The sequence below is a fragment of the Agrobacterium sp. ST15.16.024 genome (genome assembly GCF_027956545.1).
In the GTDB taxonomy this organism is placed as follows: domain Bacteria; phylum Pseudomonadota; class Alphaproteobacteria; order Rhizobiales; family Rhizobiaceae; genus Agrobacterium; species Agrobacterium cucumeris.
On record NZ_JAQKGO010000007.1, the window covers coordinates 65,294 to 90,200 of the forward strand.

Here is a 24,907-nt window from a genome sequence, read left to right on the forward strand (position 1 = left end):
GATATTATCCTTTCAGGCCCGCCAGCATCACACCGCGCACGATGTAGCGTTGCAGGACGATGAAGACGATGAGGGTAGGGATGGTCGCAATGGCTGCGCCCGTCATGATCATTTCCCACTGGATCTGCTGTTCCACGGCAAAGCTCGAAAGACCGACGGGCAGGGTGTAAAGTTCCTTGCTTGTCGTGACGATCAGCGGCCAGAAAAAGGCTGTCCAGTTGCCGAGGAAGGTGAAGATCGCGAGTGCGGAGAGCGCCGGCGTCACCAGCGGCAGGGCGACTTTCCACCAGATCTGGAATTCGTTGAGCCCATCAACGCGCGCAGCCTCGATGAAGTCGTTCGGAACCGTCTCGAAGAACTGCTTCATCAGGAAGGTGCCGAAGGCCGTCATCATGCCCGGGAACATGATGCCCCAGTAGCTGTCGAGCCAGCCCAGCTGGCTGGACATCAGATACCAGGGAATGACCAGCATTTCTGTCGGTATCATCAGCGTCGAGAGGATGGCGAGGAAGATGAAATAACGGCCGCGAAACTCGAATTTCGCCAGCGTGTAGCCGACGAGGCTGTCAAAGAAGCAGTTAGACGCGGTGACGATGACCGCAACCAGCATCGAGTTGAAGAACCAGCGCAGGAAACGGCCATCGGCCATAACGGTGATGTAGTTTGCAAGCGTCGGCGCGGCCGGAATGAGACGTAGATCGTAAACCTGATCCGCCGTCTTGAACGAGGTCGCGAACATGAAGAGCAGCGGCGAAACCATGATCAGGCCGCCGATGAACAGCAGCGTCCAAGCGAGAATGCGGCCGGGGCGGATACGGGCGTGGGAGAGTGGCGAGGCTTCGCTCATTTCTTTTCCCTCAGGACCCAGAGCTGGATCAGCGATACGACGAGAAGAATGGTGAACAGGACAACCGTCTGCGCGGCGGCATAGCCCATCGCATAGGAGTTGAACGCGGTCTGGTAGATCATCAGCACCAGCGGTTTGGTGGAGCCGAGCGGGCCGCCCGGATCATTGGTGGTCATGTTATAGACCTGGTCGAAAATGCGCAGGAAGCCGATCGAGGAAAACACCACGAGGAACACGGTGGTGGGTTTCAGAAGCGGCAAGGTTATCTTGCGCAGGATCGCCCATTCACCCAACCCGTCGATGCGGGCGGCTTCGTAAAATGTCGTCGGAATGGCGCGCAGGCCGGCCATGAAGATGATGATCTGGAAACCGAGGCCAGCCCAGATGGCGGTTACCATGACCGAATAAAGCGCCTGATCGGTGGAGCGAATAAAGGGCTGCTGGGGAATGCCGATCATGCCGAGGACGTCGTTGATGATGCCGATGGGTGGCGGCTGATAGAACCAGCGCCAGACCCAGGCCATGGCGGCAGCCGTGGTCAGGTAGGGCAGGAAATAAAGCGCGCGGATGAAACCGTGCAGAATGCGCACCCGGTCCAGATAAAACGCGATGACGAAAGCCAGAACGAGGCTGATCGGCGTGCCGACGATAAGATAGGCAAAGGTGTTCTTGAACACCTTCCAGAATTGCGGGTCCTTGAACAGCTTGACGTAATTGGCGATGCCGATGAACTTTGCCGGCCTGAGCAGGTCCCAGTTGGTGAAGGACAGGTAGAAGGCCTGCAGCGTTGGGTAAAAGCGGATGACGCTGTAAAACAGGATCGGGATCGCCAGAAAGCTCCAGATCCACAAAAGCCGTTTGGTGCGCATGGAAAGGCGATCTCCAAAGGAGCCGCCGGGGCGGCCGGATGCCGCCCCCTGTTGATCTATCGCTGTCATTGTTGGACCTGCGGTTTTCAGGGTTTCGCCGCGTCGATGATTTCCTGCTCGGCCTCGGCGGCCTGCTTGATGGAATCTTCGACCGACTGACCTTCGAGAAGCACCCGGTTGGTCATGTCGATGGCGTTCTGCCGCTGGGCGGCTTCATCCATGAACAGTGTCGTATGGGCATATTCCAGACCCTTGAGGAACGGCGCGTAGATCGGGTCCTTCAGGTTTTCTTCGGTCAGCGCTGCGGAGCGCCGTGCCGGCAGTTCACCCACCGTCTTCAGCCAGATCGCCATGGCTTCCGGGGAAGAGATATAGGCGAGGAACTTCTTCGACGCCTCAAGCTCTTCACCTGATGTCTTGGCGCTGATACCGTTGGCGAAATAGCTCGCATAGTTGGAGCGGATGTTCTTGTCATTGGTGGGAAGTTCGGTCACGCCCCACTCGAAATCCTTGATGGTGCGGAACGAGCCCAGCCGGAAGGTGCCGTCGATGGTCATGCCAGCCTTGCCAGCGCGGAAGGCGGCCTGGCCTTCATCCATGAAGCCAGCCTGACCGATCTTCTTTTCAAGCTGCAGGCTGGTGTAGAATTTCAGCGCCTGAACGCCCGCCTCGCTGTTATAGGCGACCTTCTGGTCGTTGTCGGTATAGGGTTCGCCACCATATTGGCGAATGAGAATCTCACGCCACCACTGGTGATCCTGGCCGCCCATGTCGAGCGTGGAGCCGGCGACCGTCAGGTTTCCGGCGGCGTCGTGCTTGGCGATCTTTTCCGCGGCTGCCACGAATTCGTCGAGCGTCTTCGGCGGATTGGCGGCGTCGAGACCTGCTTCGGTGAAGAGCTTCTTGTTGTAGAACAGCGCCAGCGAACGAACCGCCGTCGGCAGGCCGTAATAATCGTCGCCGCGCTTCATGGCGCTGACGATCGGGAAGAATTCGCTTTCGATCTTGTCATGCGGGAAGGCGTCGGTCGGCAGTGGCTGCAGGATGCCGCCGGCCGCGAACTTGTCCAGCCAGCCATAGAACAGCTGCATCACATCAGGGCCCTTGCCGGAAAGATTGGCGGCGATGACGCGCGTCTGGTAATCGGCGTAAGGGAAGGTCACCTGCTTGACGGTGATGTCAGGATTGGCCTTCTGGAATTCCGCGATCAGCTCATCCATGGCTTTTACGCGTGTGTCGAAGACATATTGCCAATATTCGATTTCAACCGCCTGGGCGGCGTTGAATGCAAATGTGCTGAAACCGGCGACCAAGCCGGCGAACAGAGTTGCCCTGCGCATGTAACCCTCCATTTCCTCCGTCCGGTCTTCCGGATGCGGAGTGATCGTTCCCTTTATCCGCGCTTTCGCGCGTGCTCATCGACTCGGCCGGCAACGGGATTTTTCGTGTCCCATCCCCCATGCGAGCCTGACCCCCGGTCGTTCTCTACGGTTCTCCGAACACGGGCATTTGTCAATAAGATAATTTACTTGAATTATTATATTGCGCTTATCGTCATTTGGACGTTATGAATTTTCTAAGGGACGGGGAAATTGAAGAGATGACGGTGCACACGGTGGATGCCTATCCCGTAGCAATCGGAAAAAATCCTGAGCGGAGCCGCGAGCATAACAGGCGAGTCGTCCTCGACCTCGTCCGGCGGCACGGTTCGCTCGGCCGCGCCCAGATCGCCAAGATCACCCACCTGACAGCCCAGGCAGTCGCCAACATCGTCGATGAGCTGGTGGGCGAGGAATTGCTGAAGGAACTCGGGCGACGGCGCACCGGCAGGGGCCAGCCGCCGATCCAGTTCGCCGTCAATCCGGATGGCGGCGCGACGATCGGCGTGGAAATCGCCGCCGACCATATGGTCACCGTCGGCCTTGATCTGGCCGGCATGCTGCGCACCCATCGCGTCACGCCGCTCACGGACACCACGCCGGAGGCCATATTCAAGACCTTCGCCGCCGAGCATGCGGCTGTTGCGAAAAATCTCGGTTGCAGACTGCTTGGCACCGGCGTCGTCATGCCCGGTCCCTTCGAGATCGATGGCATGACCTCGGTCGGGCCAACGACCCTTTCCGGCTGGGGCGGCATCGATGCCCGCCAGATGCTGAGCGATGCCTGCGGCCAGCCGGTGGTGGTGGAAAATGACGCGACGGCCGCGGCCGTCGGGGAACGCCTGTTCGGTGCGGGGCTGGCGATCCCCAATTTCTGCATGATCTATTTCGGCGTCGGTATCGGTCTTGGCATCATTCAGGATGGCTCGCCCTATCGCGGCGCTTTCGGAAACGCCGGCGAAATCGGTCACGTCACCGTATCGCCGCGGGGCAGGGCCTGCCCTTCCTGCGGGCAGAAAGGTTGCCTGGAAGCCTATGCTTCCGTTTACGTGCTGAAGGAAAAGCTCGGCCATGCCGGTATCGCCGATACGGAACTTGGCGATCTTGAAGCCCTGTTCAAAGCCGGCGATCCGGTCGTGACAGAGTGGATCGACGATGCCGCGGCCCATCTCGCGCCGATGATCGCCATGCTGGAGAACATTCTTGATCCGCAGACGGTCATCCTCGGCGGCGCGCTGCCGGAGGTCATCATCAGCGACATCATTCAGCGCATGGGGGATTTGCCGACCTCGGTCGCAAGCCGGCGCCAGCGGGAACTGCCGCGCGTCATGCATGGCAAATCCGGGCAGTTGACCGCCGCCCTTGGTGCCGCGGCACTGCCGCTGTTCGATATCGTCACACCAAAACTGGAGACATCCCCGGGAGCCGCAGCACAGGCGCCGGGCTGAATATTGGAGGAGACCGCCCATGCTTACCCCCCGCGAACGCATCGAACGGCAGATGACCGATCCATGGCTCGTTCGCCTGCACCGCAAGCTGAGCGCGCTGAAATCCACCGCAACCGTCATGCATACCGGCGCGCATCCGGATGATGAGCAGAACGGCCTCCTTGCCTATTTCCGCATGGAACTGGGCATGCGGATCATCATCGCCTGCTCGACACGCGGCGAGGGCGGGCAGAATGCGCTGGGGCCGGAAAGGCTGGGGGCGCTCGGCGTCATTCGCTCGCGGGAACTCGAAGAGGCCGCCCGTGTCATCGATGCCGACATAAGCTGGCTCGGTCACGGACCGGCGGATGTGATCCACGATTTCGGCTTCTCCAAGGATGGCGACCAGACCTTCGGCCGCTGGGGGCACGAGCGCATCGTCGAGCGGCTGGTGCGGGCCTATCGCAAGGAGCGGCCCGATATCGTCATCCCGACATTTCTCGATGTGCCGGGGCAGCACGGGCATCACCGCGCCATGACGCGGGCTGCAAGAAGCGCGATTGCGCTGGCGGCCGATCCTTCCGCTTACCCTGAACATTTCTCCGAGGGACTGAAGCCCTGGACGGTGGCGAAGTTCTACCTCCCGGCATGGTCGGGCGGTGGCGATACCTATGATGACGAAGTGCCGCCGCCGGAAACGACGCTGACGATCAATGCGGCCGGCAGGGAGCAGGCGACCGGTGCCGAATATGACCGTATCGGCGAATGGTCACGTTATTACCACGCCTCGCAGGGAATGGGGCACTGGCCGAAGCGGGCGCAGGAACTCTGGCCGCTTCATCTCGAACTCTCCGCCACAGCCAATCGAGAAGAAGGATCGATCCTCGACAACCTGCCATCGACGCTTGCAGCCCTTGCCGGCGTTGCGGGGCTGGATGCCGAATCTCAGAAAGCGCTGGTCGAGGCCGAACAGGCCATCACCAGGGCGATTGCGGCCTTTCCCGACACGCGGGAAATCACCAGATCGCTGCTGGATGCCGCAGCCCTTCTGCAAAAGGTGGATGAAGCCGCGGCAAGCGAATTCGCGGACTTGCATGGCCACAGGATCACGCGCAAGCGGGCCGAGGTCGATGCTGCCATTCTGACGGCGCTTAATCTTTTCGAGCGGGCCTATGCCGAACCGGCGGAGATCGTTCCGGGTGGGGAAACGTCGCTTTATGTGGAGCTTTCCGACCGGGCAGCCGAATTCGATGTCAAGGTCACACCGGTCCTTCCGAGCGGAGTGTCGTCGTCCATCAGCTCGCTGGGACGGACGGTTGTCTTTTCCCTCGCGGCCGATCAAAGCGCGGCTGTTTCAGGTCTCTATCAGCCGGACTGGAAAGCGGCAGGCGGCAACGGCCATGGTTTCGTACGTGTGGCTGCAAAGCTCGAAGGGCGGGAGGTTTCCGCCCTCTTCGATCTCGAAGAACCGTTTTTCGTTACGCCGGCGCAGTCGCTCACGCTTTCGCCGGATGCTTTTCTCGTTCCGCTGGGACAAGGCCGGGACACACATGTGTTTCAGGCCCTCGTGAAAGGCGCGGATACACCGCTGTCATTCAGGAGCGCCGGCGGCTGGAATGTGCAAAAATCGGGAGACGATTGGATTGCCGAACGCACGGGCGAGGGCGCGGCGGGGCTTGCACAGCTTGAGGCGATTTCCGGTTCGCAGCCGGCCTTTCAGATCACCCCCATCGCCTATCCGCATATTGGCCGGGCGCGGTTTCTCGCGCCATCCGTCATGAAAATCCTGTCGCTGGACCTCAAGCTGCCCAGGCGCGCGCGGATCGGTTATGTCGGCGGCGGTGCGGACCGGGTCGGTTCATGGCTGTCGCGCATGGGTCTTGATGTCACCGAACTCGACGCGCAGGCGCTCGGCGGCGATCTCTCGCCTTTCACGACAATTGTCGTCGGCATATTCGCCTTCGGCATCCGCAGGGATCTCACTGCTGCGACGGAGAAGCTCCATCGCTTTGTCGAAAACGGCGGCCATCTCGTCACGCTCTATCACCGGCCGACCGACGGATGGAACCCGGAGACAACGCCGGTCCGGCGTCTTGAAATCGGCAAACCGTCGCTGCGCTGGCGGGTAACGGACCCGAAGGCAGAGGTGACGGTGCTGTTGCCCGACCATCCGCTGCTTGCCGGGCCCAATGTCATCGATGCCGCCGACTGGGCGGGCTGGGACAAGGAGCGCGGGCTTTATTTCGCTTCGCGCTGGGATGATGTCTATGAGCCATTGCTCGCCATGCATGATGTTGACGAGCAGCCGCTGAAGGGGGCGCTGGTCTCGGGCATCATTGGCAAGGGTCGTCATACCCATACCAGCCTCGTGCTGCATCACCAGATGGACAAGCTTGTACCGGGGGCGTTCCGCCTCATGGCAAACCTTGTGCAACCGGCGTGAATGGCCACGGACAAAGTGAGAAACACGAAAACCCGCGCGAAACCGATACGCGCGCGGGTATCGGCTGGCTGTTGCTGGACATGACGCTTGTTGCGGGCGGAATGACGGCGCTCGTCAAGGCGCAGGGCGTTACCTATCCCGCCTTCCAGCTCGTCTTCATCAGGGCGATGATCGGCCTCATCTTCATCCTACCTTTGATCTGGCGGCACAGGATGGAGATGCTGCGTGTCAAATATCCCTGGCGCAACCTCTTCCGCATCTGCTGCAACGCCATCGCGCTCACGAGCAATTTCATCGCCATCACCCTACTGCCGCTTGCCACCGTTAACGCCATCGGCTTCTCCCGACCGCTGGTGACGATGGCGATGGCCGTTGCCTTTCTCGGTGAAAGGGTGAGCCGATATCGCTGGGCCGGAGCCTGTCTTGCCTTTGCCGGCGTGCTCGTCGTCATCGGGCCGGGTGGGGCGGAGTTTAACGCAGGCGTGCTCGTGGTCCTTGTGTCGGTGGTGTTCGGCGCACTCGCGGTGATCCAGACCCGGGCGCTGCGGCAGGAAAACACCACGGTCATGATGGTGTTTTATACCGTCGGCCTTGCCGTCATCACTGCCGTTCCGGCGATCTGGACGTGGAAGCCGGTTGCGCCGCTCGACTGGGGTCCGCTGCTCGCCATCGGGCTTCTGGCGCAGATGGGGCAATATTGCTTCCTGCGGGCCTACCGTATCGCCGATGCCAGCGTTCTCGCACCCGTCAGCTATCTCTCGATCCTGTTCGTCACGGCTGTTGGATATTTCCTGTTTGATGAGGTGCCGGAAACCCGCGTCGTGCTCGGCATTGCCATCATCCTCGTTTCGTTGCAGTCCACCGCAATTGTGGAATATGTCCTGAAGACGCTGCGCCGCCGGAAATAACGGAAGCGCCCTTACCGCTGGAATTCCATGACCCTCAGTCGGATCCAGTTCAAGGTCGCGAGTTTGGCGCGATCGTAAAAGGAACGGGCGAAGCGCACATAACGCATGATCCAGGCGAGCCAGGCGTAGGTGAGGAGCTTTTCCCGGCCCGCGTGATAGATGCGTTCGACGATCAGGAAGGTTGCCAGATGGGCAAGGATCGTCAGACCGATCCCGGTCTTGATTGCGCCGTGGGCAATCAGGAGAAGGCCGACGATCTTCATGGGTTCGGCAATGGCGAAGGGCACGGCGAGACAGAGCAGGATGGCGAGACGCGGCAAGCCGGCAATCCGGTTTTCCAGTCGCCTGATGAATGTCAGGCCGGATATGGTTCTGATAATGGGCCGGTAAAGCGGCCGGAAAATGCCGTCGAGGATCAGGGCAAATATGATGATTGCCCTGATTGGAAAGACGAGGATCGTGCGGATTTTGCTGTTCACCTCAGCCGTGTCTCCAAAGAGGTTGTTCCCCTCATTCTTAATCGCCTGAAACGTGGCAAAAGGAAGTTGTTTTTTCAGCTTCCGTCCTGCCGAACACTCGCATACATGCCGGTGGTGCGAAATTCGCTGGGGTTGGTGCCATAGAGCCTGCGGAAGACCTTGGAAAAATAGTTCGGGTCCTCGAAACCGCACAGCACGGACACTTCCTTGACGGGAATATTCCCGGCTGTCGTCAGCAGTTTTGCCGCCCGCCGCAATCGCCGCTGCAGCACGAATTCAGCGGGCGGCAGCCCTTCGCTCGCCGTGAAGATGCGGGAAAAATGCGCGCGGCTGAGGCCGGCCACCGCCGCAAGGTCGCTGACCGAAAGCCGCTCGCCGAGGTGGCTGTCTATATAGCTCAGCACCTGCTGCAGGGTGCGATATTCACCGCCGAAAGAGGGGTGCGAGCCGAATACATCGTCATAAAGCGTCATCGCCGCCTCATAGGCAACGGCGGAGGCGGCGCCTGGCGTTTCCGCGCCATTGACGAGGCGTGAGCAGCATTCGGCAAGGTGATCGACGGTTTCAGGCTGCAGCTTGAGGATCGGACCTGTGACGGCGAGGATGTTGCGGTGAATGCGCAGCGCCTCCTCGCCATTCATGGAAATCCAGAAGAATTCCCATTCCTTGCCGTCTTCCAGCCAGTAGCGGTGATTGTGCGGGATCAGCAGCAGCAGGGTTTCACCCGGTTTCACCACATAATGGCGGTTCTCGTAACGCAGATTGCCCTGTCCGCCGATGCAATATTGAAGCACCGTGAAGGGCGTCTGGCCGCGCTTGCGTCCGTCCCAGTCATAATTGCCGCCGCGGCGGATTTCATAACCGCTGCTGGTTGGCATGGTGTGCAGCGTCTGGCGGCCGCGCGGCAGCGAGACGGTGCGCATGCCGGGTCCCTGATCGATCAAATCGCGCAGCACAAAATTACCCATGAAAGCATAATCCTTCTCTGGTCCTATCCGTCTTTATACGCATAATCCCGATCCGAGGAGACAGCCAGCGGGATATTGCTGCTGAAAAATTGGGAGGAAGGCCGGTTTTCCGGGATTCTCAAGGGTATTTTTTCTGCAGCGCCATTTCATGATCCTTCGGCCCGTTTCACCCGTTCGATTTGCAACAGAGGTGGCGTTATGAGTTTCAAAATCGCTATTATTGGCGCAGGCAGCGTCGGTTTCACGAAAAAATTGTTCACCGATCTCCTGTGCGTGCCGGAGTTTCGCGACATCGAGGTCGCGCTGACGGATATCAGCCAGCACAATCTCGATATGATCAAGGCGATCCTTGAAAAGATCGTCGAGGCCAATGGTTTCCCGGTGAAGGTGACAGCCGATACCAATCGCCGCCGTGCGCTCGAGGGTGCGAAATACATCATCAGCTGTGTGCGGGTCGGCGGTCTGGAAGCCTATGCCGATGATATCCGTATTCCGCTGAAATATGGCATCGATCAATGCGTGGGCGATACGATCTGCGCCGGCGGCATCCTCTATGGCCAGCGCAACATTCCCGTCATTCTGGATTTCTGCAAGGATATCCGCGAGGTCGCGGCACCAGGTGCAAAATTCCTGAACTATGCCAACCCGATGGCCATGAACACCTGGGCGGCCATCGAATATGGCAAGGTGGATACGGTCGGTCTCTGCCACGGCGTGCAGCACGGTGCGGAACAGATCGCCGAAATTCTCGGCGCAAAAAGCGTGTCCGAGCTGGATTACATCTGCTCAGGCATCAACCACCAGACATGGTTCATCGATCTAAGGCTCAACGGCCGCAAGATCGGCAAGGAAGAGCTGGTCGCCGCCTTCGAGGCGCATCCGGTCTTCTCGCAGCAGGAGAAGTTGCGCATCGACGTGCTGAAGCGTTTCGGTGTTTATTCGACCGAAAGCAACGGTCATCTCTCGGAATATCTGCCGTGGTATCGCAAACGGCCGGAGGAAATCGCCCGCTGGATCGACATGTCCGACTGGATTCACGGCGAAACCGGCGGCTATCTCCGCCACTCTACCGAAACGCGCAACTGGTTCGAAACCGAATTTCCGCAGTTTCTCGCCTCGGCTGCCAAGCCGATCGATCCGGCAAAGCGCTCCAACGAACATGCGAGCCATATTCTCGAGGCGCTGGAGACGGGACGTGTCTATCGCGGCCATTTCAACGTCAAGAACAACGGCGTCATCAGCAATCTGCCCGCCGATGCCATTATCGAGTCGCCCGGCTTCGTCGACCGTTTCGGCATCAACATGGTGTCGGGTATCACGCTGCCGGAAGCCTGCGCTGCCACCTGCATGGCCTCCATAAACGTCCAGCGCATGTCTGTGCATGCGGCGGTGAGCGGCGATATCGATCTCTTGAAGCTTGCCGTGCTGCATGACCCGCTGGTCGGTGCCGTCGCCACGCCGGAAGAGGTCTGGCAGATGGTGGACGAGATGGTCGTCGCGCAGGCGCGCTGGCTGCCGCAATATGCCGATGCGGTGCCGGCGGCGAAGGAACGGCTTGCCAAATCCAGCGTCAAGACCCGCGACTGGGCGGGGGCTGCGCGCCGCAACGTGCGTTCCATCGAGGAATTGCGGGCCGAAAAATCGGCGCTGAAAAAGGCTGTTTGAGGAAAGCATGGGAACAGGCCGGCGGCGAAAGGGAGTTCGCCGCCCGGTCGTAACGATCACAGAGGGTGGGCGGTCGAAGAGCTGCCATTTGGGAGGAATGACGATGTTACTTCAACGCAGGATCGGTATCATCTCGGCACTGGGACTTGGTGTTTCGATGATCGCACTCAATGCGAATGCCTTCGAAACCACCACGCCGCCCGAGCCGCCGCAATTTCCGGCCGAAGGCAAGATCAATTATGTCGCGCGCGACTCGATCCTCGAATTCAAGGCGCTGCCGAGCTATAGCGAACCCGACTGGGTCAGCGAGAAATTCGAAAAGACCGGCAAGCTGCCGCCGCTGAAGGAGCGCCTGCCGGAAGAGCCGCTGGTCTATAAGGCGGCCAACATGCCAGATGGCGCCGGCGTTTACGGTGACACCATGCGCCATGTGGTTGGCGGCCGGCCGGAGGGCTGGAATTACATTGCCGGCCAGAGCCAGGGTTGGGGCGGCATCGATATCGCCCTTTCCGAATGCCTGACGCGCACCGCGCCGCTCTTCCAGGTGGATGCCAAGGACACCGAACCGCTGCCCAATCTGGCCAAAAGCTGGGAATGGTCCGAGGACGGCCACAAGCTGACGATGCATCTGGTTAAAGGTGCCAAGTGGTCGGATGGCGAAGCCTTCAACGCCGATGACGTGATGTTTTATTGGGAAGATGCCGTCGTCGATCCCAATGTCTCCCCGCTCGGTGGCGGTGCATCGCCCGAGGCTTTCGGCGAGGGAACGACGCTCACGAAGATCGATGACCACACCGTCGAATGGACCTTCAAGGCGGCTTTTCCCAAGCAATATCTTTACACGATGGCCTATCCGAGTTTCTGCCCCGGGCCGTCGCATGTTCTCAAACCCCAGCATCCGAAATATTCCAAGAACACCTATAACCAGTTCAAGAACGCATTCCCGCCGGAATATATGAACATGCCGGTGATGGGCGCATGGGTGCCGGTCGCCTATCGGCCCGATGATATCATCGTGCTCAGGCGCAATCCCTATTACTGGAAGGTCGATGAAAAGGGCCAGCAGCTGCCCTACCTCAACGAGGTCCATTACAAGCTTTCAACCTGGGCGGACCGCGATGTGCAGGCCGTGGCGGGATCGGGCGATTTCTCCAATCTCGAACAGCCGGAAAACTTCGTCGCTTCGCTGAAGCGTGCGGCAGACCCCAATGCGCCGGCCCGCCTTGCCTTTGGGCCGCGGCTTATCGGCTATAATCTGCAGATGAATTTTTCCGCCAACGGCTGGGGCAATCCGGATGAGCGCGGACAGGCGATCCGCGAGCTGAACCGCAACGAGGTGTTCCGTCAGGCCGTGACATCAGCCCTCGACCGCAAGGCGATCGGCGACTCGCTGGTGAAGGGGCCGTTCACGGCGATCTATCCGGGCGGTATTTCGTCGGGCACCAGCTTTTATGATCGCGCCTCCACGGTCTATTACCCCTTCAACCTCGAGGCCGCCAAGGCAGCACTTGCCTCGATCGGCCTGAAGGACACCGATGGCGATGGTTTCCTGAATTTCCCCAAGGAAACGCTGGGTGGCCGCAACGTCGAAATTACCCTTCTCGTCAATAACGGCTATGCGACGGACAAGAGCCTTGCGGAAGGTCTCGTCGGCCAGATGGCGAAACTCGGCCTGCGCGTTGTCATCAACAGCCTCGATTCCAACCAGCGCGATGCGGCCCATTATGGCGGGCAGTTCGACTGGCTGGTGCGGCGCAACTCCACCGAGCTTTCATCCGTGGTGCAGAATACCGAGCAGCTTGCCCCTGTCGGTCCGCGCACCAGCTGGAACCACCGCTCGCCCGAAGGCAAGGAGCTGGATCTGATGCCGTTCGAGAAGGAGATGGCCGATCTGGTGCGGAAATTCATCTCCTCGCAGGACAACGCCGAACGGGCCGAGCTGATGAAGCAGTATCAGAAGGTCTACACGCAGAACCTCTATACGATTGGTCTCACCGAATATCCCGGTGCACTCATCGTCAACAAGCGCTTCTCGAATGTGCCGCAGGGCACGCCGATCTTCATGTTCAACTGGGCTGAAGACGCCATCATCCGCGAACGCCTGTGGGTCGCTGCCGACAAGCAGGGCAAATACGAACTTTTTCCTGAGCAGCTTCCCGGCAAGCCGGGTGAGGGCGGCCCGATCAACTAAAGCATTTCCAGTAAAAGTGCGTAGCGGTTTTACGTCCGGACAATGCGAAACTTGAAGAACTCCTCCCGGAGAACACCCGGTACCGGTCGCGCGTGAAGCGCGGCCGGAGACACACGGCCCATCCAAACCGAGGAAGACCGTTCGATGCTGAGATTTCTGACGATACGCGTAGCATCCGCCATTCCGGTGCTGTTGATCCTGAGCGTGGTGACCTTCGCCATCATTCAGGCGCCGCCCGGCGACTATGCCGACTATATCCGCTCGCAGCTGATGAACCAGGGCGGCGCGTCCTTCGAACAGGCGGAAGCGCAGGCGCAGGCCTATCGTGTCGAACACGGCCTTGATCAGCCGCTTGTCGTGCAATATTTCAACTGGATCGGCGGCATCGTTACCCGCGGCGATTTCGGTTACAGCTTCTATTACAACAAGCCGGTTGCCGATGTGGTTGGCGAACGCCTGCCGCGCACCATTGCGCTGGCGCTGGTCTGCCATATCTTCGCATCCATTCTCGGCATCGCTTTCGGCATCTGGGCGGCCACACGGCAATATTCCTGGGTCGACAACCTGCTTTCCACCGTCGCCTTCCTTGGCATGACGATCCCGCGCTTCCTGATGGCGCTGATCCTCGTCTATCTCATGGTGTTTCATTTCGACGTGTCGGAGATCGGCAGCTTCTTCTCGCCACAATATGGAGGTGCGCCATGGTCGTGGGGCAAATTCGTCGATCTCGTCAGCCATGTCTGGCCGGTGGTCGCCATCGCCGTCTTCGGTGGGCTGGCCTATAATATGCGGGTGATGCGCGGCAATCTGCTCGATACGCTGAATGCGCAATATGTCGAGACGGCCCGCGCCAAGGGGCTTTCGGAAGGTGCGGTCATCATGCGCCATGCCGTGCCGAATGCCGTGCACCCGCTGGTCATGTATCAGGGCGTTGTGCTGCCCTACATGCTGAGTGGCGAAATCGAGACGGCCATCATCTTCGCGCTGCCGACCGTCGGCCCGGCCATTGTCGGCTCCATGGCGGTGGGCGATGTCTATGTCACCGCGACCTTCATGATGGTGCTGGCCGCGACGCTGATCGTCGGCAACATCATCGCCGACATGCTGCTTGCCATGCTTGACCCACGCGTTCGCGAATTCGGGAGGGCCTGAGATGATGGCGTTTGACGAAGTGAAAAACGAAACCGCCATCACCCCCAAGCCTGAACGCGGCACGCAGGGTAATGAGTCCTATCTCGCGCTGGTATGGCGTCGTCTAAGACGCTCCTTCACAGGCATGGTCGGGCTGGTGCTGGTGGCGCTGCTTATCCTGATTGCCGTCTTTGCGGATTTCTTCGCGCCGATGAACCCGCTTGAAACCAATGCCAGCTTCTCGCCGCCGCAGGTGGTGCGGTTTTCCGACAAGGAGGGCAATTTCAGTCCGTTCCCCCGCGTTTACGCGACTGCCGAAACCGAAGAGCTTGATCCGGTCACCTTCCAGCCCATCGTCGGTCCGGATTACGACAATCCCGTTTATCTTGGTTTCTTCGTCAAAGGTGCGGAATACAGGCTTCTGGGTCTCATTCCGATGAGCCGGCATTTCTTCGGCTCGACGGACGGCAAGCCGGTGCATTTTCTCGGAACCGATAAATTCGGACGCGACGTGCTGTCGCGCGCCATCTACGGTTCGCGTATCTCGCTCGCCATCGCGCTCAGCGTCGTCGCCATCGTCACCGTCATCGGCACCAGTGTCGGGCTGATATCAGGCTATTTCGGCGGGCCGCTGGATGCCTGGGTGCAGCGTTTCGTGGAAGTGGTGCTGGCCTTCCCGCAATTGCCGCTTTATCTCGCGCTGACGTCTCTGATCCCGGTCACCGCGCCAACCACCGTGTTCCTCGTTTTCGTGGTCGGTGTCATGTCGGCGCTCGGCTGGGCGCAGATGTCGCGGGAGGTGCGCGGCAAGACGCTGGCTCTGGCGCGTATCGATTATGTGCGGGCGGCCATTGCCGTCGGGGCGACCGACCGGCGTATCATCTTCCAGCATATTCTGCCGAATGTGATGAGCCATGTGATCGTCGCCGTGACGCTGCACATTCCAAGCGTCGTGCTGCTCGAATCCTTCCTCGGTTTCCTCGGCTTTGCGGTGAAGCCGCCGCTGATTTCCTGGGGGCTGATGCTGCAGGATACCGCGACCTATTCCGTCATCGGTTCCTATCCCTGGATTCTCGCACCGGTCGGTTTTGTGCTGGTCACCGTCTTCGCCTTCAACGCGCTCGGCGATGGCCTGCGCGATGCCGTCGACCCCTATTGAGAGGAGCGTAAAATGGTAGCTAGCCAGAACAACACATACGCCCCTGCGATCCGCTTCGATGCTGATAATCGCAACGACGACGCCATCATCGACGCCCGCAATATCGCCGTGAGCTTCAAGGTGGAGCACGGCACTGTCGAAGCAGTGAAGGACATTTCCTTCCAGCTCTACCGGGGTGAGACGATTGCCATCGTCGGCGAATCCGGTTCGGGAAAATCGGTAACGGCGCGCACCGTCATGGGTCTTCTGACGAAGCGGGCTTCCGTTTCGAAATCCGCGACCGTGCGGTTTAACGGCGACGACATATTGAAGTTTTCGAGCCGCCAGCGCCGGGCACTGCGTGGCAACCGCATCTCGATGATCTTTCAGGAGCCGATGAGTTCGCTGAACCCGATCTATACGATCGGTAGCCAGATCGTCGAGGCGATCCGTGTTCATTCGAGACTCAGCCGGAAAGAGGCCGAGGCGAGGGCGCTCGATCTTTTGCGGCAGGTGCAGATACCGGAACCGGAAGCGCGGCTGAAGCAATATCCGCACCAGCTTTCCGGCGGCCAGCGTCAGCGTGTGATGATCGCCATGGCGCTCTCCAACGATCCGGACGTGCTGATTGCCGACGAGCCGACCACCGCGCTCGATGTGACGGTGCAGGCGCAGATCCTCAATCTCATACGCGACCTGCAGAAAAAGCGCGGCATGGCCGTGGTGCTCATCACCCATGACCTGACCATCGTGAAGCAGTTTTCAGATTACGTCTACGTCATGCAGCACGGCGAGATGCGTGAGCACAACACCACGGAAAAGCTCTTCGAAGCGCCGCAGCACCCCTACACAAAGAAGCTGCTCGGCTCCGAACCGCATGGCACGGCGAAACCGCTGCCGGAAAATTCCGGTGTGCTGCTGACGGCGACCGGCGTGCGCGTTTCCTTCATGATGCGTTACGGCGGGTTGTTCAAACCGGAATTGAAAGAACTGATCGCCGTCGACAGTCTCGGCCTGACCCTCAGGCGGCACGAGACGCTGGGGCTCGTTGGTGAATCGGGTTCCGGCAAGACCACTTTCGGGCAATCGCTGCTGCGGCTGAACGAGCCGGTGGGCGGCGAGGTGGTCTTCGATGGCGAGAGGGTCGATGGGCGTTCCCGCGCTCAAATGCGGCCCCTGCGTTCGCGTATGCAGATCGTCTTTCAGGACCCTTTCGCCTCGCTCAATCCGCGCATGACCATCGGCCAGATCATCGAGGAAGGCCTCATCATCAACGGCCTGGGCAAAACCAAGGCCGAAAGACTGGAGCGGGTGCGCGATGCGCTGGAGGCGGCGGGCATGCCCGGCAACATCCTCTCACGGTTCCCGCACGAATTTTCCGGCGGCCAGCGCCAGCGCATCGCCATTGCCCGTGCCGTGGCGCTGGAGCCGGAATTCATCCTTCTCGACGAGCCGACCTCGGCGCTCGATCTTTCCGTGCAGGCGCAGATCATCGACCTCCTGCGCAAGCTGCAGGATGAGCGGGGCCTGAGTTACCTGTTCATCTCGCATGACCTGAAGGTGGTGCGCGCACTCTGCCACCGCGTCATCGTCATGCAAAGCGGGCGCATCGTCGAGGAAGGCCCTGTCGAAGACGTTCTTACTCACCCAAAAACCGAATATACTCAGCGGCTTGTACGAGCCGCCTTCGAAATCGCTTGAATGCCAAATGCCGGAGGTAGAAATGGCAAGAGATCCCAAGATCACATTTATCGGCGCAGGTTCCACTGTTTTCATGAAGAACATCATCGGTGATGTGCTGCAGCGTCCAGCGCTTTCCGGCGCCACCATTGCGCTGATGGATATTAATCGTGAAAGGCTGGAAGAAAGCGCCATCGTCGTCAACAAGCTGATTTCGACGCTCGGGGCAAAGGCGAAGGCCGAGACCTATACCGACCAGAAAAAGGCGCTTGCGGGTGCCGATTTCGTCGTCGTCGCTTTCCAGATCGGCGGATACGAGCCCTGCACGGTTACCGACTTCGAGGTGCCGCGCAAATATGGCCTGCGCCAGACCATTGCCGATACGCTGGGTGTCGGCGGCATCATGCGCGGCCTTCGCACCGTGCCGCATCTGTGGAAGATCTGCGAGGACATGCTGGCCGTCTGCCCCAACGCCATCATGCTGCAATATGTGAACCCGATGGCGATCAACACCTGGGCGATTGCCGAGAAATACCCGACGATCCGCCAGGTGGGCCTTTGCCATTCCGTGCAGGGCACGGCCATGGAGCTCGCCCATGATCTCGATATTCCCTACGAGGAAATCCGCTATCGTTCGGCCGGCATCAACCATATGGCGTTTTTTCTGGAGTTCGAGCATCGCCAGCCCGATGGCAGCTACAGGAACCTTTATCCCGATCTTGTGCGCGGTTACCGCGAAGGCCGTGCGCCAAAACCCGGCTGGAACCCGCGCTGCCCCAACAAGGTGCGTTACGAGATGCTGACGCGGCTCGGTTATTTCGTCACGGAAAGCTCCGAGCATTTCGCCGAATATACGCCCTATTTCATCAAGGAAGGCCGCGAAGACCTGATCGAGAAATTTGGCATCCCGCTTGATGAATATCCGAAGCGCTGCATCGAGCAGATCGAGCGCTGGAAGGGTCAGGCGGCGGCTTATCGTTCTGCCGACAAGATCGAGGTGAAGCCATCAAAGGAATATGCCTCTTCCATCATCAATTCGGTCTGGACCGGCGAACCCTCCGTCATCTACGGCAACCAGCGCAACAATGGCTGCATCACCTCGCTGCCGGCCAATTGCGCCGCGGAAGTGCCGTGCCTTGTCGACCATAACGGCGTGCAGCCGACTTTCATCGGCGAATTGCCGCCGCAGCTCACCGCTTTGATGCGCACCAACATTAACGTGCAGGAGCTGACGGTGCGGGCGCTGATGAGCCAAAACCGCGAGCACATCTTCCATGCGGCGATGATGGACCCGCATACGGCGGCGGAACTGGATCTCGACCAGATATGGTCGCTAGTGGACGATCTTCTTGTCGCCCATCGCGACTGGCTGCCGGAGTGGACGCAGGTGGAGGTGAAGCGGGCGCGGGCGGTGTAAACTGCCCACCGTCAACGGCGGACCGGAGGCTGCTGTGGAAGCGCGTGGCCTTCGGACCTCTGGCAAAGGTTTTGTAACCTCTCTTCCGTCATCCTCGGGCTTGACCCGAGGATCCATCGTCGTGCCGGATTGTGGATCCTCGGGTCAAGCCCGAGGATGACGCCGAGTGTTGTGAAAGACTTGGCGGCAGCCTTTGGCGGTCGTTATGACAAGCCACAAAACAATCGGCGTGCGGAACTTGCCCTGTTCCGGCTACCTTTCCATAACATCCTTGGGGGAATTGACTTGTATCAAGGCCGCTAAGCTCCACGATACCTAAACACCCCGTGACCCGGCCACTCCCCGAACAGGAGAAATGTCGGGTACAAATTCTAAACGCAAAGGTGGCTGGCTTCTTCGGTTTCATCGTATTACGGTTGAAACCTGAAGGGTTCATGGGGAAGACGGATGTCTAAAAAAGGCTTGCTCATTGGTCTGGTGGTTCTGGTTATTGCCGGTGTCGCCTATTTCTCCTGGTCAAAATTGAAGGGAGAGGGACTTCCCGCCGGCTTTGTGGCCAGTAACGGCCGGATCGAGGCAGTCGAGATCGACATTTCCACAAAAACCGCCGGCCGCCTTAAGGATATCATGGTGCGCGAAGGCGATTTCGTGAAAGCCGGGCAAGTGCTTGCGCAGATGGACACGGCCCAGCTGGAAGCCAGGAAACGTCAGGCGGAAGCGCAGCTTCGCCGCGCGAAAATTGCCATCGATACCGCCAACAGCCTCGTTGCCCAGCGGGAAGCGGAAAAAACCTCCGCTCAGGCGGTGGTCGAACAGCGCAAGGCGCAACTCGATTCCGCGTCGAAGACCAATACACGCTCCAAACAGCTGCTGACGGGCAACGCCGTGTCGCAGCAGATCGTCGACGACAGCGAGGCGGCCGAGCAATCCGCCCGTGCCACGCTTGCTTCGGCGCAGGCTTCGCTTGCCGCATCCGACGCGGCAATCAATGCCGCCAGGGCGCAGATCGTTGATGCCGAAGCGGCTGTGGATGCGGCGCAGGCCGATATCGACAGCATCGAGACCGACATTGCCGATGCGACACTGAAATCGCCCCGCGACGGTCGTGTGCAATATCGTATCGCCCAGCCGGGAGAAGTGCTCTCCGCCGGTGGGCGGGTTCTCAACCTCGTCGATCTCGGCGATGTCTATATGACGTTTTTCCTGCCGACGGCCGAGGCCGGCCGCACGTCCATGGGCTCCGATGTCCGCCTGATCCTCGACGCCGCGCCGCAATATACCATTCCGGCCAAGGTTTCCTTCGTTGCCGATGTCGCGCAATTCACACCCAAAGCGGTGGAGACCGAAGAGGAGCGCCAGAAGCTGACGTTCCGGGTGCGGGCGCAAATTCCGCAGGAGCTGCTGCAGAAATATATTCAATATGTCAAAACCGGTCTGCCCGGCATGGCCTATGTCCGGCTTGATCCGCAGGCCGCCTGGCCGGAAAACCTCGAACGCAATCTCGTCAAGTGACGGTGGCCGCCATGGTCGCGCCCTCTACGAATACGAAAAACGATCCGAATGCGCCCGTCGCGCGGCTGGCGGATGTGCGGCTGACCTTTGGCAGCACGGTAGCGCTGGCCGACATATCGGTCGAGATTCCCGCTGGCCGGATGATCGGGCTTATCGGGCCGGATGGTGTCGGTAAATCCAGCCTGCTGTCGCTTGTCTCCGGCGCACGCGCCATACAAAAGGGAAAAGTGGAGGTTCTGGGCGGCGATATGTCCGATCCGCGCCACCGTGAGGATACCTGCCCGCGCATTGCCTATATGCCGCAGGGTCTCGGCAAGAACCTCTATCCGACCCTGTCCGTCTTCGAGAATATCGATTTCTTCGGCAGGCTGTTCGGGCAGGGCAGCAGGGAGCGGCAGGCGCGTATCGCCGAATTGCTCAAGAGTACCGGTCTGGAGCCTTTTACGGACCGCCCGGCCATGAAACTTTCCGGCGGCATGAAGCAGAAGCTCGGGCTCTGCTGCGCGCTGATCCACGATCCTGACCTGCTCATTCTCGATGAGCCGACCACCGGCGTCGACCCGCTGTCGCGCCGGCAGTTCTGGGAGCTGATCGATACGATCCGTGCCGGACGTCCGGGCATGAGTGTGATCGTCGCCACGGCCTATATGGAAGAGGCAGCCGGTTTCGACTGGCTGGTCGCCATGGATGGCGGCAAAATCCTCGCCACCGGCTCCCCCGACGAACTTCTCGAACGCACCTCGACCGCCAATCTCGATACCGCCTTCATCGCTCTCCTGCCGGAAGAAAAGCGCAAGGATTATCACGAGGTGCATATCGCGCCACGCACGGTGGCGGATGATGGCGACTATGCCATTGAGGCGTCGCATCTCAGCATGCGCTTCGGTGATTTCACCGCCGTCGACAATGTCAGCTTCAAAATCCCGCGCGGCGAGATTTTCGGCTTTCTCGGCTCGAATGGTTGCGGAAAATCCACCACCATGAAGATGCTGACCGGGCTTCTGGCCGCCAGCGAAGGCGAAGCGAAACTGTTCGGGCACAAGGTGGATGCCAGCGACATGGCGATCCGCCACCGCGTCGGGTACATGAGCCAGGCGTTCTCGCTCTATTCCGAACTGACCGTGCGCCAGAACCTTGATCTGCACGCGCGGCTGTTCAAGCTGCCGGAAGAAACCATTCAGCCGCGTATCGCCGAGATGGCGGAGCGTTTCGATCTGGGTGAGGTCATGGAAACCATGCCTGACGACCTGCCGCTTGGCATCCGCCAAAGGCTGTCGCTGGCCGTGGCGATGATCCATTCACCTGACATTCTCATCCTCGATGAGCCGACCTCGGGTGTTGACCCGGTGGCGCGGGACGGCTTCTGGCAAATCCTCGCGGATCTGTCGCGTAACGACAATGTCACCATCTTCATCTCCACCCATTTCATGAATGAAGCGAAGCGCTGCGACCGGATTTCGCTGATGCATGCCGGCAAGGTGCTGATCAGCGATACGCCTGACGCGATTACCAAAAGCCGCGATGCCGCGACGCTGGAGGAGGCTTTTGTCGCCTATCTCGAGGATGCCTCCGGTGTCAAAAAGGCGGAGCCCGCGACAGCGTCCGCCGCGGTAGCAGACGTACCCGTGACGCAACATGCAACACCTGCTCGCAAACGTTTCTTCGATGTCAGACGCATGTTCAGCTATACGCGCCGTGAGGCGCTGGAACTGCAGCGCGACCCCATTCGCGGCACGCTGGCGGTGCTCGGCAGTGTCATCCTGATGTTCGTGATCGGCTACGGTATCAATCTCGATGTCGAGGATCTGACCTTCGCGGTGCTGGACCGCGACGATTCCACCATCAGCCGCGATTACGTGCTGGACATAGCCGGCTCGCGCTATTTCATTGAGAAGGAACCGATCCGCGACTATGCCGATATGGACAGGCGCATGCGCGACGGGGAACTCAGCCTTGCCATCGAAATCCCGCCCGGTTTCGGCCGCGATGTCCTGCGTGGCAAGACGGTGGAGGTTGGCGCATGGATCGATGGCGCCATGCCGCAGCGCGCGGAGACCGTGCGCGGTTACGTGCAGGGCATGCATCAGACATGGCTGGCGCGCAAGGCGAGTGAAATCTACGGCAGCGCGGCGACGCAAAGCAGTTTCAGCATCGAAACGCGCTATCGTTACAATCCCGATGTCAAAAGCCTTGTCGCCATGGTGCCGGCGGTCATTCCGCTGCTGCTGATGCTCATACCGGCCATGCTTTCGGCACTCAGCGTCGTCCGGGAAAAGGAGCTCGGCTCCATCGTCAATCTTTACGTGACGCCGACGACGCGGCTGGAATTCCTGATCGGCAAGCAGCTTCCCTACGTTGCGCTTGGCATGCTCAACTTCCTGCTTTTGACAGCATTTGCGATCTTCATCTTCCGGGTGCCGTTTACCGGCAATTATCTTGCTTACGCGACGGGCGCTTTGCTCTTCGTCATCATCGCCACATCCATCGGTCTCGTCATGTCGTCCTTCATGAAAAGCCAGATCGCGGCGATCTTTGGCACCGCCTTGCTGACGCTCATTCCGGCGACGCAATATTCGGGCATGATCGATCCCGTTTCGTCGCTGCAGGGGGCGGGGGCCTTTATCGGCAACATCTATCCCGCCACCTATTTCATGACAATTTCGCGCGGCACCTTCTCAAAGGGGCTGGATTTCGCCGGCCTTTCCGGCTCGTTCCTGCCGCTCATCATCGCCATTCCGCTGCTGCTCATCGCCGGCGCCGCCCTTTTGAGGAAACAGGCGTCATGAGGTTGTTTTCGTCCAACATCTTCCAGCTCGGCATCAAGGAACTGCGCGGTCTGGCGCGTGACGGCATGTTGCTGCTCTTGATTGTCTACGCTTTCACACTGCAGATCTACACCGGCTCCAGCGCGCTGCCGGAAACGCTCAACAATGCCGCCATCGCCATTGTCGACGAGGATCAGTCGCCGCTTTCCGGCCGCATCAGCACAGCTTTTTATCCGCCCTATTTCGCGCCGCCGAAGCAGATTTCGATCGCGGAAATGGACAAGCGCATGGATGCCGGGCTCGATACCTTCGCGCTTAATATTCCACCGGATTTCCAGCGTCGACTGATGGCCGGGCAGCAACCCGCGATCCAGCTCAATATCGACGCCACCCGCATGAGCCAGGCTTTCAGCGGCGGCGGTTATGTGCAGACCATCGTGACGAGCGAAGTTCAGGAATATATGAACCGATATCGCGGTGTGACTTCGGTGCCGGTGGACCTGACGCTGCGCTCCCGCTTCAACCCGGAACTGGACAAATCCTGGTTCGGCTCGATCAACAACATCATTACCGCCATCACCATGCTGTCGATCGTACTGACGGGAGCGGCGCTCATTCGCGAGCGTGAGCATGGCACGGTCGAGCATCTGCTGGTCATGCCGGTCACGCCGCTGGAAATCATGCTCAGCAAGGTCTGGTCCATGGGCCTTGTTGTGCTGGTGGCTTCGGCATTTTCGCTGTTCGTTGTTGTCAGGGGTCTGCTTGCCATTCCCATCGAAGGCTCGCTCTTGCTCTTTCTGCTTGGAACTGCCCTGCAACTCTTCGCCATGACGTCGATGGGCATATTCCTCGCAACGGTTGCCGGGTCCATGCCGCAATTCGGCATGTTGCTGATCCTGTTCCTGCTGCCGTTGCAGGTGCTTTCCGGCGCCATGACGCCGCGTGAAAGCATGCCTGATATCATCCAGTATCTCATGCTTCTCGCACCCAACACCCATTTCGTCATCCTGGCGCAATCGGTGCTTTTCAGGGGCGCGGGGCTGGATGTGGTGTGGCCGCAACTGCTGGCGCTGCTCGCCATCGGTTCGGCGCTCTTTATCTTTGCGCTTCGCCGCTTCCGGCGTTTTCTGCGTTGAAGTGAGGGGAACCCGCCACTTTTACGCCATTTCCGGACAAGTTGAATTAATTGTGTTCGGTAACGGTATGTTCGCCTTCCAGGAATATGCCTATGAGGACGGCTGGGTAAAAGCGGGCTTTGTTCAGGAGTAGCATAATGAATATTGCAGCACGTCTGTCTTTGACGGCCATGATCGCACTGGCCGCGACATCATCTTTCGCCTCTGAAGATATGACGTCGGAGACGAGCGAGGCGATATTCGGTTTCGCTGGCGCCATGACGAAAGAAGACATGCTGAAAAGTGCGGCGCTCATTCCCGTGGAATATGAAAGAAACGCCACTATCGGCGGCGGCTACCAGTTTTATCCCTACCGCATCGGCAATGTAAAACTGGGCGGCGAGATCGGCATTGCCGCCAGATTTGGCAAAGGCTTCACCGGCGAGGTCTGGGCGGGCCCGGTCGCCCGGTATGAGCAGATCAGGCTTGGGGAGCGGCTGTTCATCACGCCAAGCTTTACCGCCGGTCTCAGCCTTGTCACGGATGCGCAGCCGGGCCGCGAGCGTGAGCAGGAAATCAAGGACGACGGCAATGCCAATGTCCTGTTTTATCTCGGGCCGGAAATCAACGTCTCCTTCAGCGAGGATTCCTCGACGGAATTCTTCTGGCGTCTTCACCACCGTTCCGGCGGTGGCAAAACTTTGGGCAATATGAAGGGCGCCACAAACGCCAATGTATTCGGTGTCCGCTACAAGTTTTGAGACGAAAGCGCCGGGCAAAGCGCCGCGAACCGGCTGAATTTCAGTCACGTTTCTTTTTCGCTGCAAATCGTCATGGTGAACCCTTGCGTCTGGTGCATGGGTGGATTGCCTTATTCTGCCTGTTCATTGGGCATGGGAAAGCGCATATAGAGGGCATCAAAGGACGCCGGAACGAAAACGTTGCTGACGTCACCTAAACCTCAAGAAAGGGT

General features: G+C 59.6%; 18 protein-coding genes. 13 read left to right on the forward strand and 5 right to left on the reverse strand.

The annotated features are described in order from the left end of the window. Positions 1-4 precede the first annotated feature (4 nt). Genes PL640_RS19225 through PL640_RS19235 form a run of 3 tightly spaced genes read right to left on the reverse strand, consistent with a single transcriptional unit; the run spans position 5 to position 3,068 of the window. A complete protein-coding gene (locus PL640_RS19225; RefSeq protein ID WP_271363104.1) occupies positions 5-847 on the reverse strand; it encodes a carbohydrate ABC transporter permease in 843 nt (280 codons plus the stop codon). Then, positions 844-1,785 carry a carbohydrate ABC transporter permease gene (locus PL640_RS19230; protein WP_065116872.1) on the reverse strand — a complete coding sequence of 314 codons (942 nt, stop codon included), beginning with the start codon at positions 1,783-1,785 and terminating at the stop codon, positions 844-846. Before PL640_RS19230 ends, PL640_RS19225 begins: the two co-directional genes overlap by 4 nt. 17 nt (positions 1,786-1,802) lie before the next feature. Next, the gene (locus PL640_RS19235) at positions 1,803-3,068 is read right to left on the reverse strand and encodes an extracellular solute-binding protein (protein ID WP_142841941.1); all 1,266 of its coding nucleotides are present in this window, start codon (positions 3,066-3,068) and stop codon (positions 1,803-1,805) included. 248 nt (positions 3,069-3,316) lie between these two features. Between PL640_RS19235 and PL640_RS19240 the strand changes: the two genes are divergently transcribed. From PL640_RS19240 to PL640_RS19250, 3 genes are read left to right on the forward strand one after another with little or no spacing between them, the layout of a single operon-like run. Further along, entirely contained in the window at positions 3,317-4,543 is a 1,227-nt protein-coding gene (locus tag PL640_RS19240; RefSeq protein WP_142841942.1) for an ROK family transcriptional regulator, read from the forward strand. A 19-nt stretch (positions 4,544-4,562) separates the two neighbouring features. Beyond that, on the forward strand, positions 4,563-6,965 hold the full coding sequence (locus PL640_RS19245) for a PIG-L family deacetylase (protein ID WP_271363105.1): 2,403 nt from the start codon (positions 4,563-4,565) through the stop codon (positions 6,963-6,965). Beyond that, on the forward strand, positions 6,962-7,873 hold the full coding sequence (locus tag PL640_RS19250; RefSeq protein WP_271363106.1) for a DMT family transporter: 912 nt from the start codon (positions 6,962-6,964) through the stop codon (positions 7,871-7,873). The genes PL640_RS19245 and PL640_RS19250 overlap by 4 nt, the downstream gene beginning before the upstream one ends. An 11-nt stretch (positions 7,874-7,884) precedes the next feature. Here the strand turns inward: PL640_RS19250 and PL640_RS19255 are convergent, their stop codons facing one another. Both PL640_RS19255 and PL640_RS19260 read right to left on the reverse strand, forming a co-directional pair. Next, a complete protein-coding gene (locus PL640_RS19255; RefSeq protein WP_271363107.1) occupies positions 7,885-8,352 on the reverse strand; it encodes a hypothetical protein in 468 nt (155 codons plus the stop codon). A 74-nt stretch (positions 8,353-8,426) separates the two neighbouring features. Next, a complete protein-coding gene (locus PL640_RS19260) occupies positions 8,427-9,320 on the reverse strand; it encodes an AraC family transcriptional regulator (RefSeq protein ID WP_065116866.1) in 894 nt (297 codons plus the stop codon). 198 nt (positions 9,321-9,518) lie between these two features. Between PL640_RS19260 and PL640_RS19265 the strand changes: the two genes are divergently transcribed. The 10 genes from PL640_RS19265 to PL640_RS19310 all read left to right on the forward strand — a co-directional run bounded on the left by PL640_RS19265 (position 9,519) and on the right by PL640_RS19310 (position 24,695). Continuing rightward, the gene (locus tag PL640_RS19265) at positions 9,519-10,985 is read left to right on the forward strand and encodes an alpha-glucosidase/alpha-galactosidase (protein WP_142841946.1); all 1,467 of its coding nucleotides are present in this window, start codon (positions 9,519-9,521) and stop codon (positions 10,983-10,985) included. A 103-nt stretch (positions 10,986-11,088) separates the two neighbouring features. Further along, complete coding sequence (locus PL640_RS19270; RefSeq protein WP_271363108.1) at positions 11,089-13,176, forward strand: ABC transporter substrate-binding protein; 2,088 nt, start codon at positions 11,089-11,091, stop codon at positions 13,174-13,176. A 144-nt stretch (positions 13,177-13,320) separates the two neighbouring features. Further along, a complete protein-coding gene (locus PL640_RS19275) occupies positions 13,321-14,328 on the forward strand; it encodes an ABC transporter permease (RefSeq protein ID WP_065116863.1) in 1,008 nt (335 codons plus the stop codon). A gap of 1 nt (position 14,329) precedes the next feature. After that, positions 14,330-15,466, forward strand: a complete 1,137-nt coding sequence (locus tag PL640_RS19280; RefSeq protein ID WP_271363109.1) for an ABC transporter permease — start codon at positions 14,330-14,332, stop codon at positions 15,464-15,466. A gap of 12 nt (positions 15,467-15,478) precedes the next feature. After that, positions 15,479-17,146, forward strand: a complete 1,668-nt coding sequence (locus tag PL640_RS19285; protein WP_271363110.1) for an ABC transporter ATP-binding protein — start codon at positions 15,479-15,481, stop codon at positions 17,144-17,146. A 22-nt stretch (positions 17,147-17,168) separates the two neighbouring features. Further along, complete coding sequence (locus PL640_RS19290) at positions 17,169-18,542, forward strand: alpha-glucosidase/alpha-galactosidase (protein ID WP_271363111.1); 1,374 nt, start codon at positions 17,169-17,171, stop codon at positions 18,540-18,542. Between the two features lie 447 nt (positions 18,543-18,989). Further along, a complete protein-coding gene (locus tag PL640_RS19295; protein ID WP_271363112.1) occupies positions 18,990-20,054 on the forward strand; it encodes an HlyD family secretion protein in 1,065 nt (354 codons plus the stop codon). Positions 20,055-20,065: 11 nt separating this feature from the next. Next, positions 20,066-22,840, forward strand: coding sequence for a ribosome-associated ATPase/putative transporter RbbA (rbbA, locus tag PL640_RS19300; RefSeq protein WP_271363113.1), 2,775 nt, complete (start codon positions 20,066-20,068; stop codon positions 22,838-22,840). Next, complete coding sequence (locus PL640_RS19305) at positions 22,837-23,955, forward strand: ABC transporter permease (protein WP_269699953.1); 1,119 nt, start codon at positions 22,837-22,839, stop codon at positions 23,953-23,955. Before rbbA ends, PL640_RS19305 begins: the two co-directional genes overlap by 4 nt. Positions 23,956-24,092: 137 nt before the next feature. Further along, positions 24,093-24,695 carry a hypothetical protein gene (locus PL640_RS19310; RefSeq protein WP_052820447.1) on the forward strand — a complete coding sequence of 201 codons (603 nt, stop codon included), beginning with the start codon at positions 24,093-24,095 and terminating at the stop codon, positions 24,693-24,695. Positions 24,696-24,907: the final 212 nt, after the last annotated feature.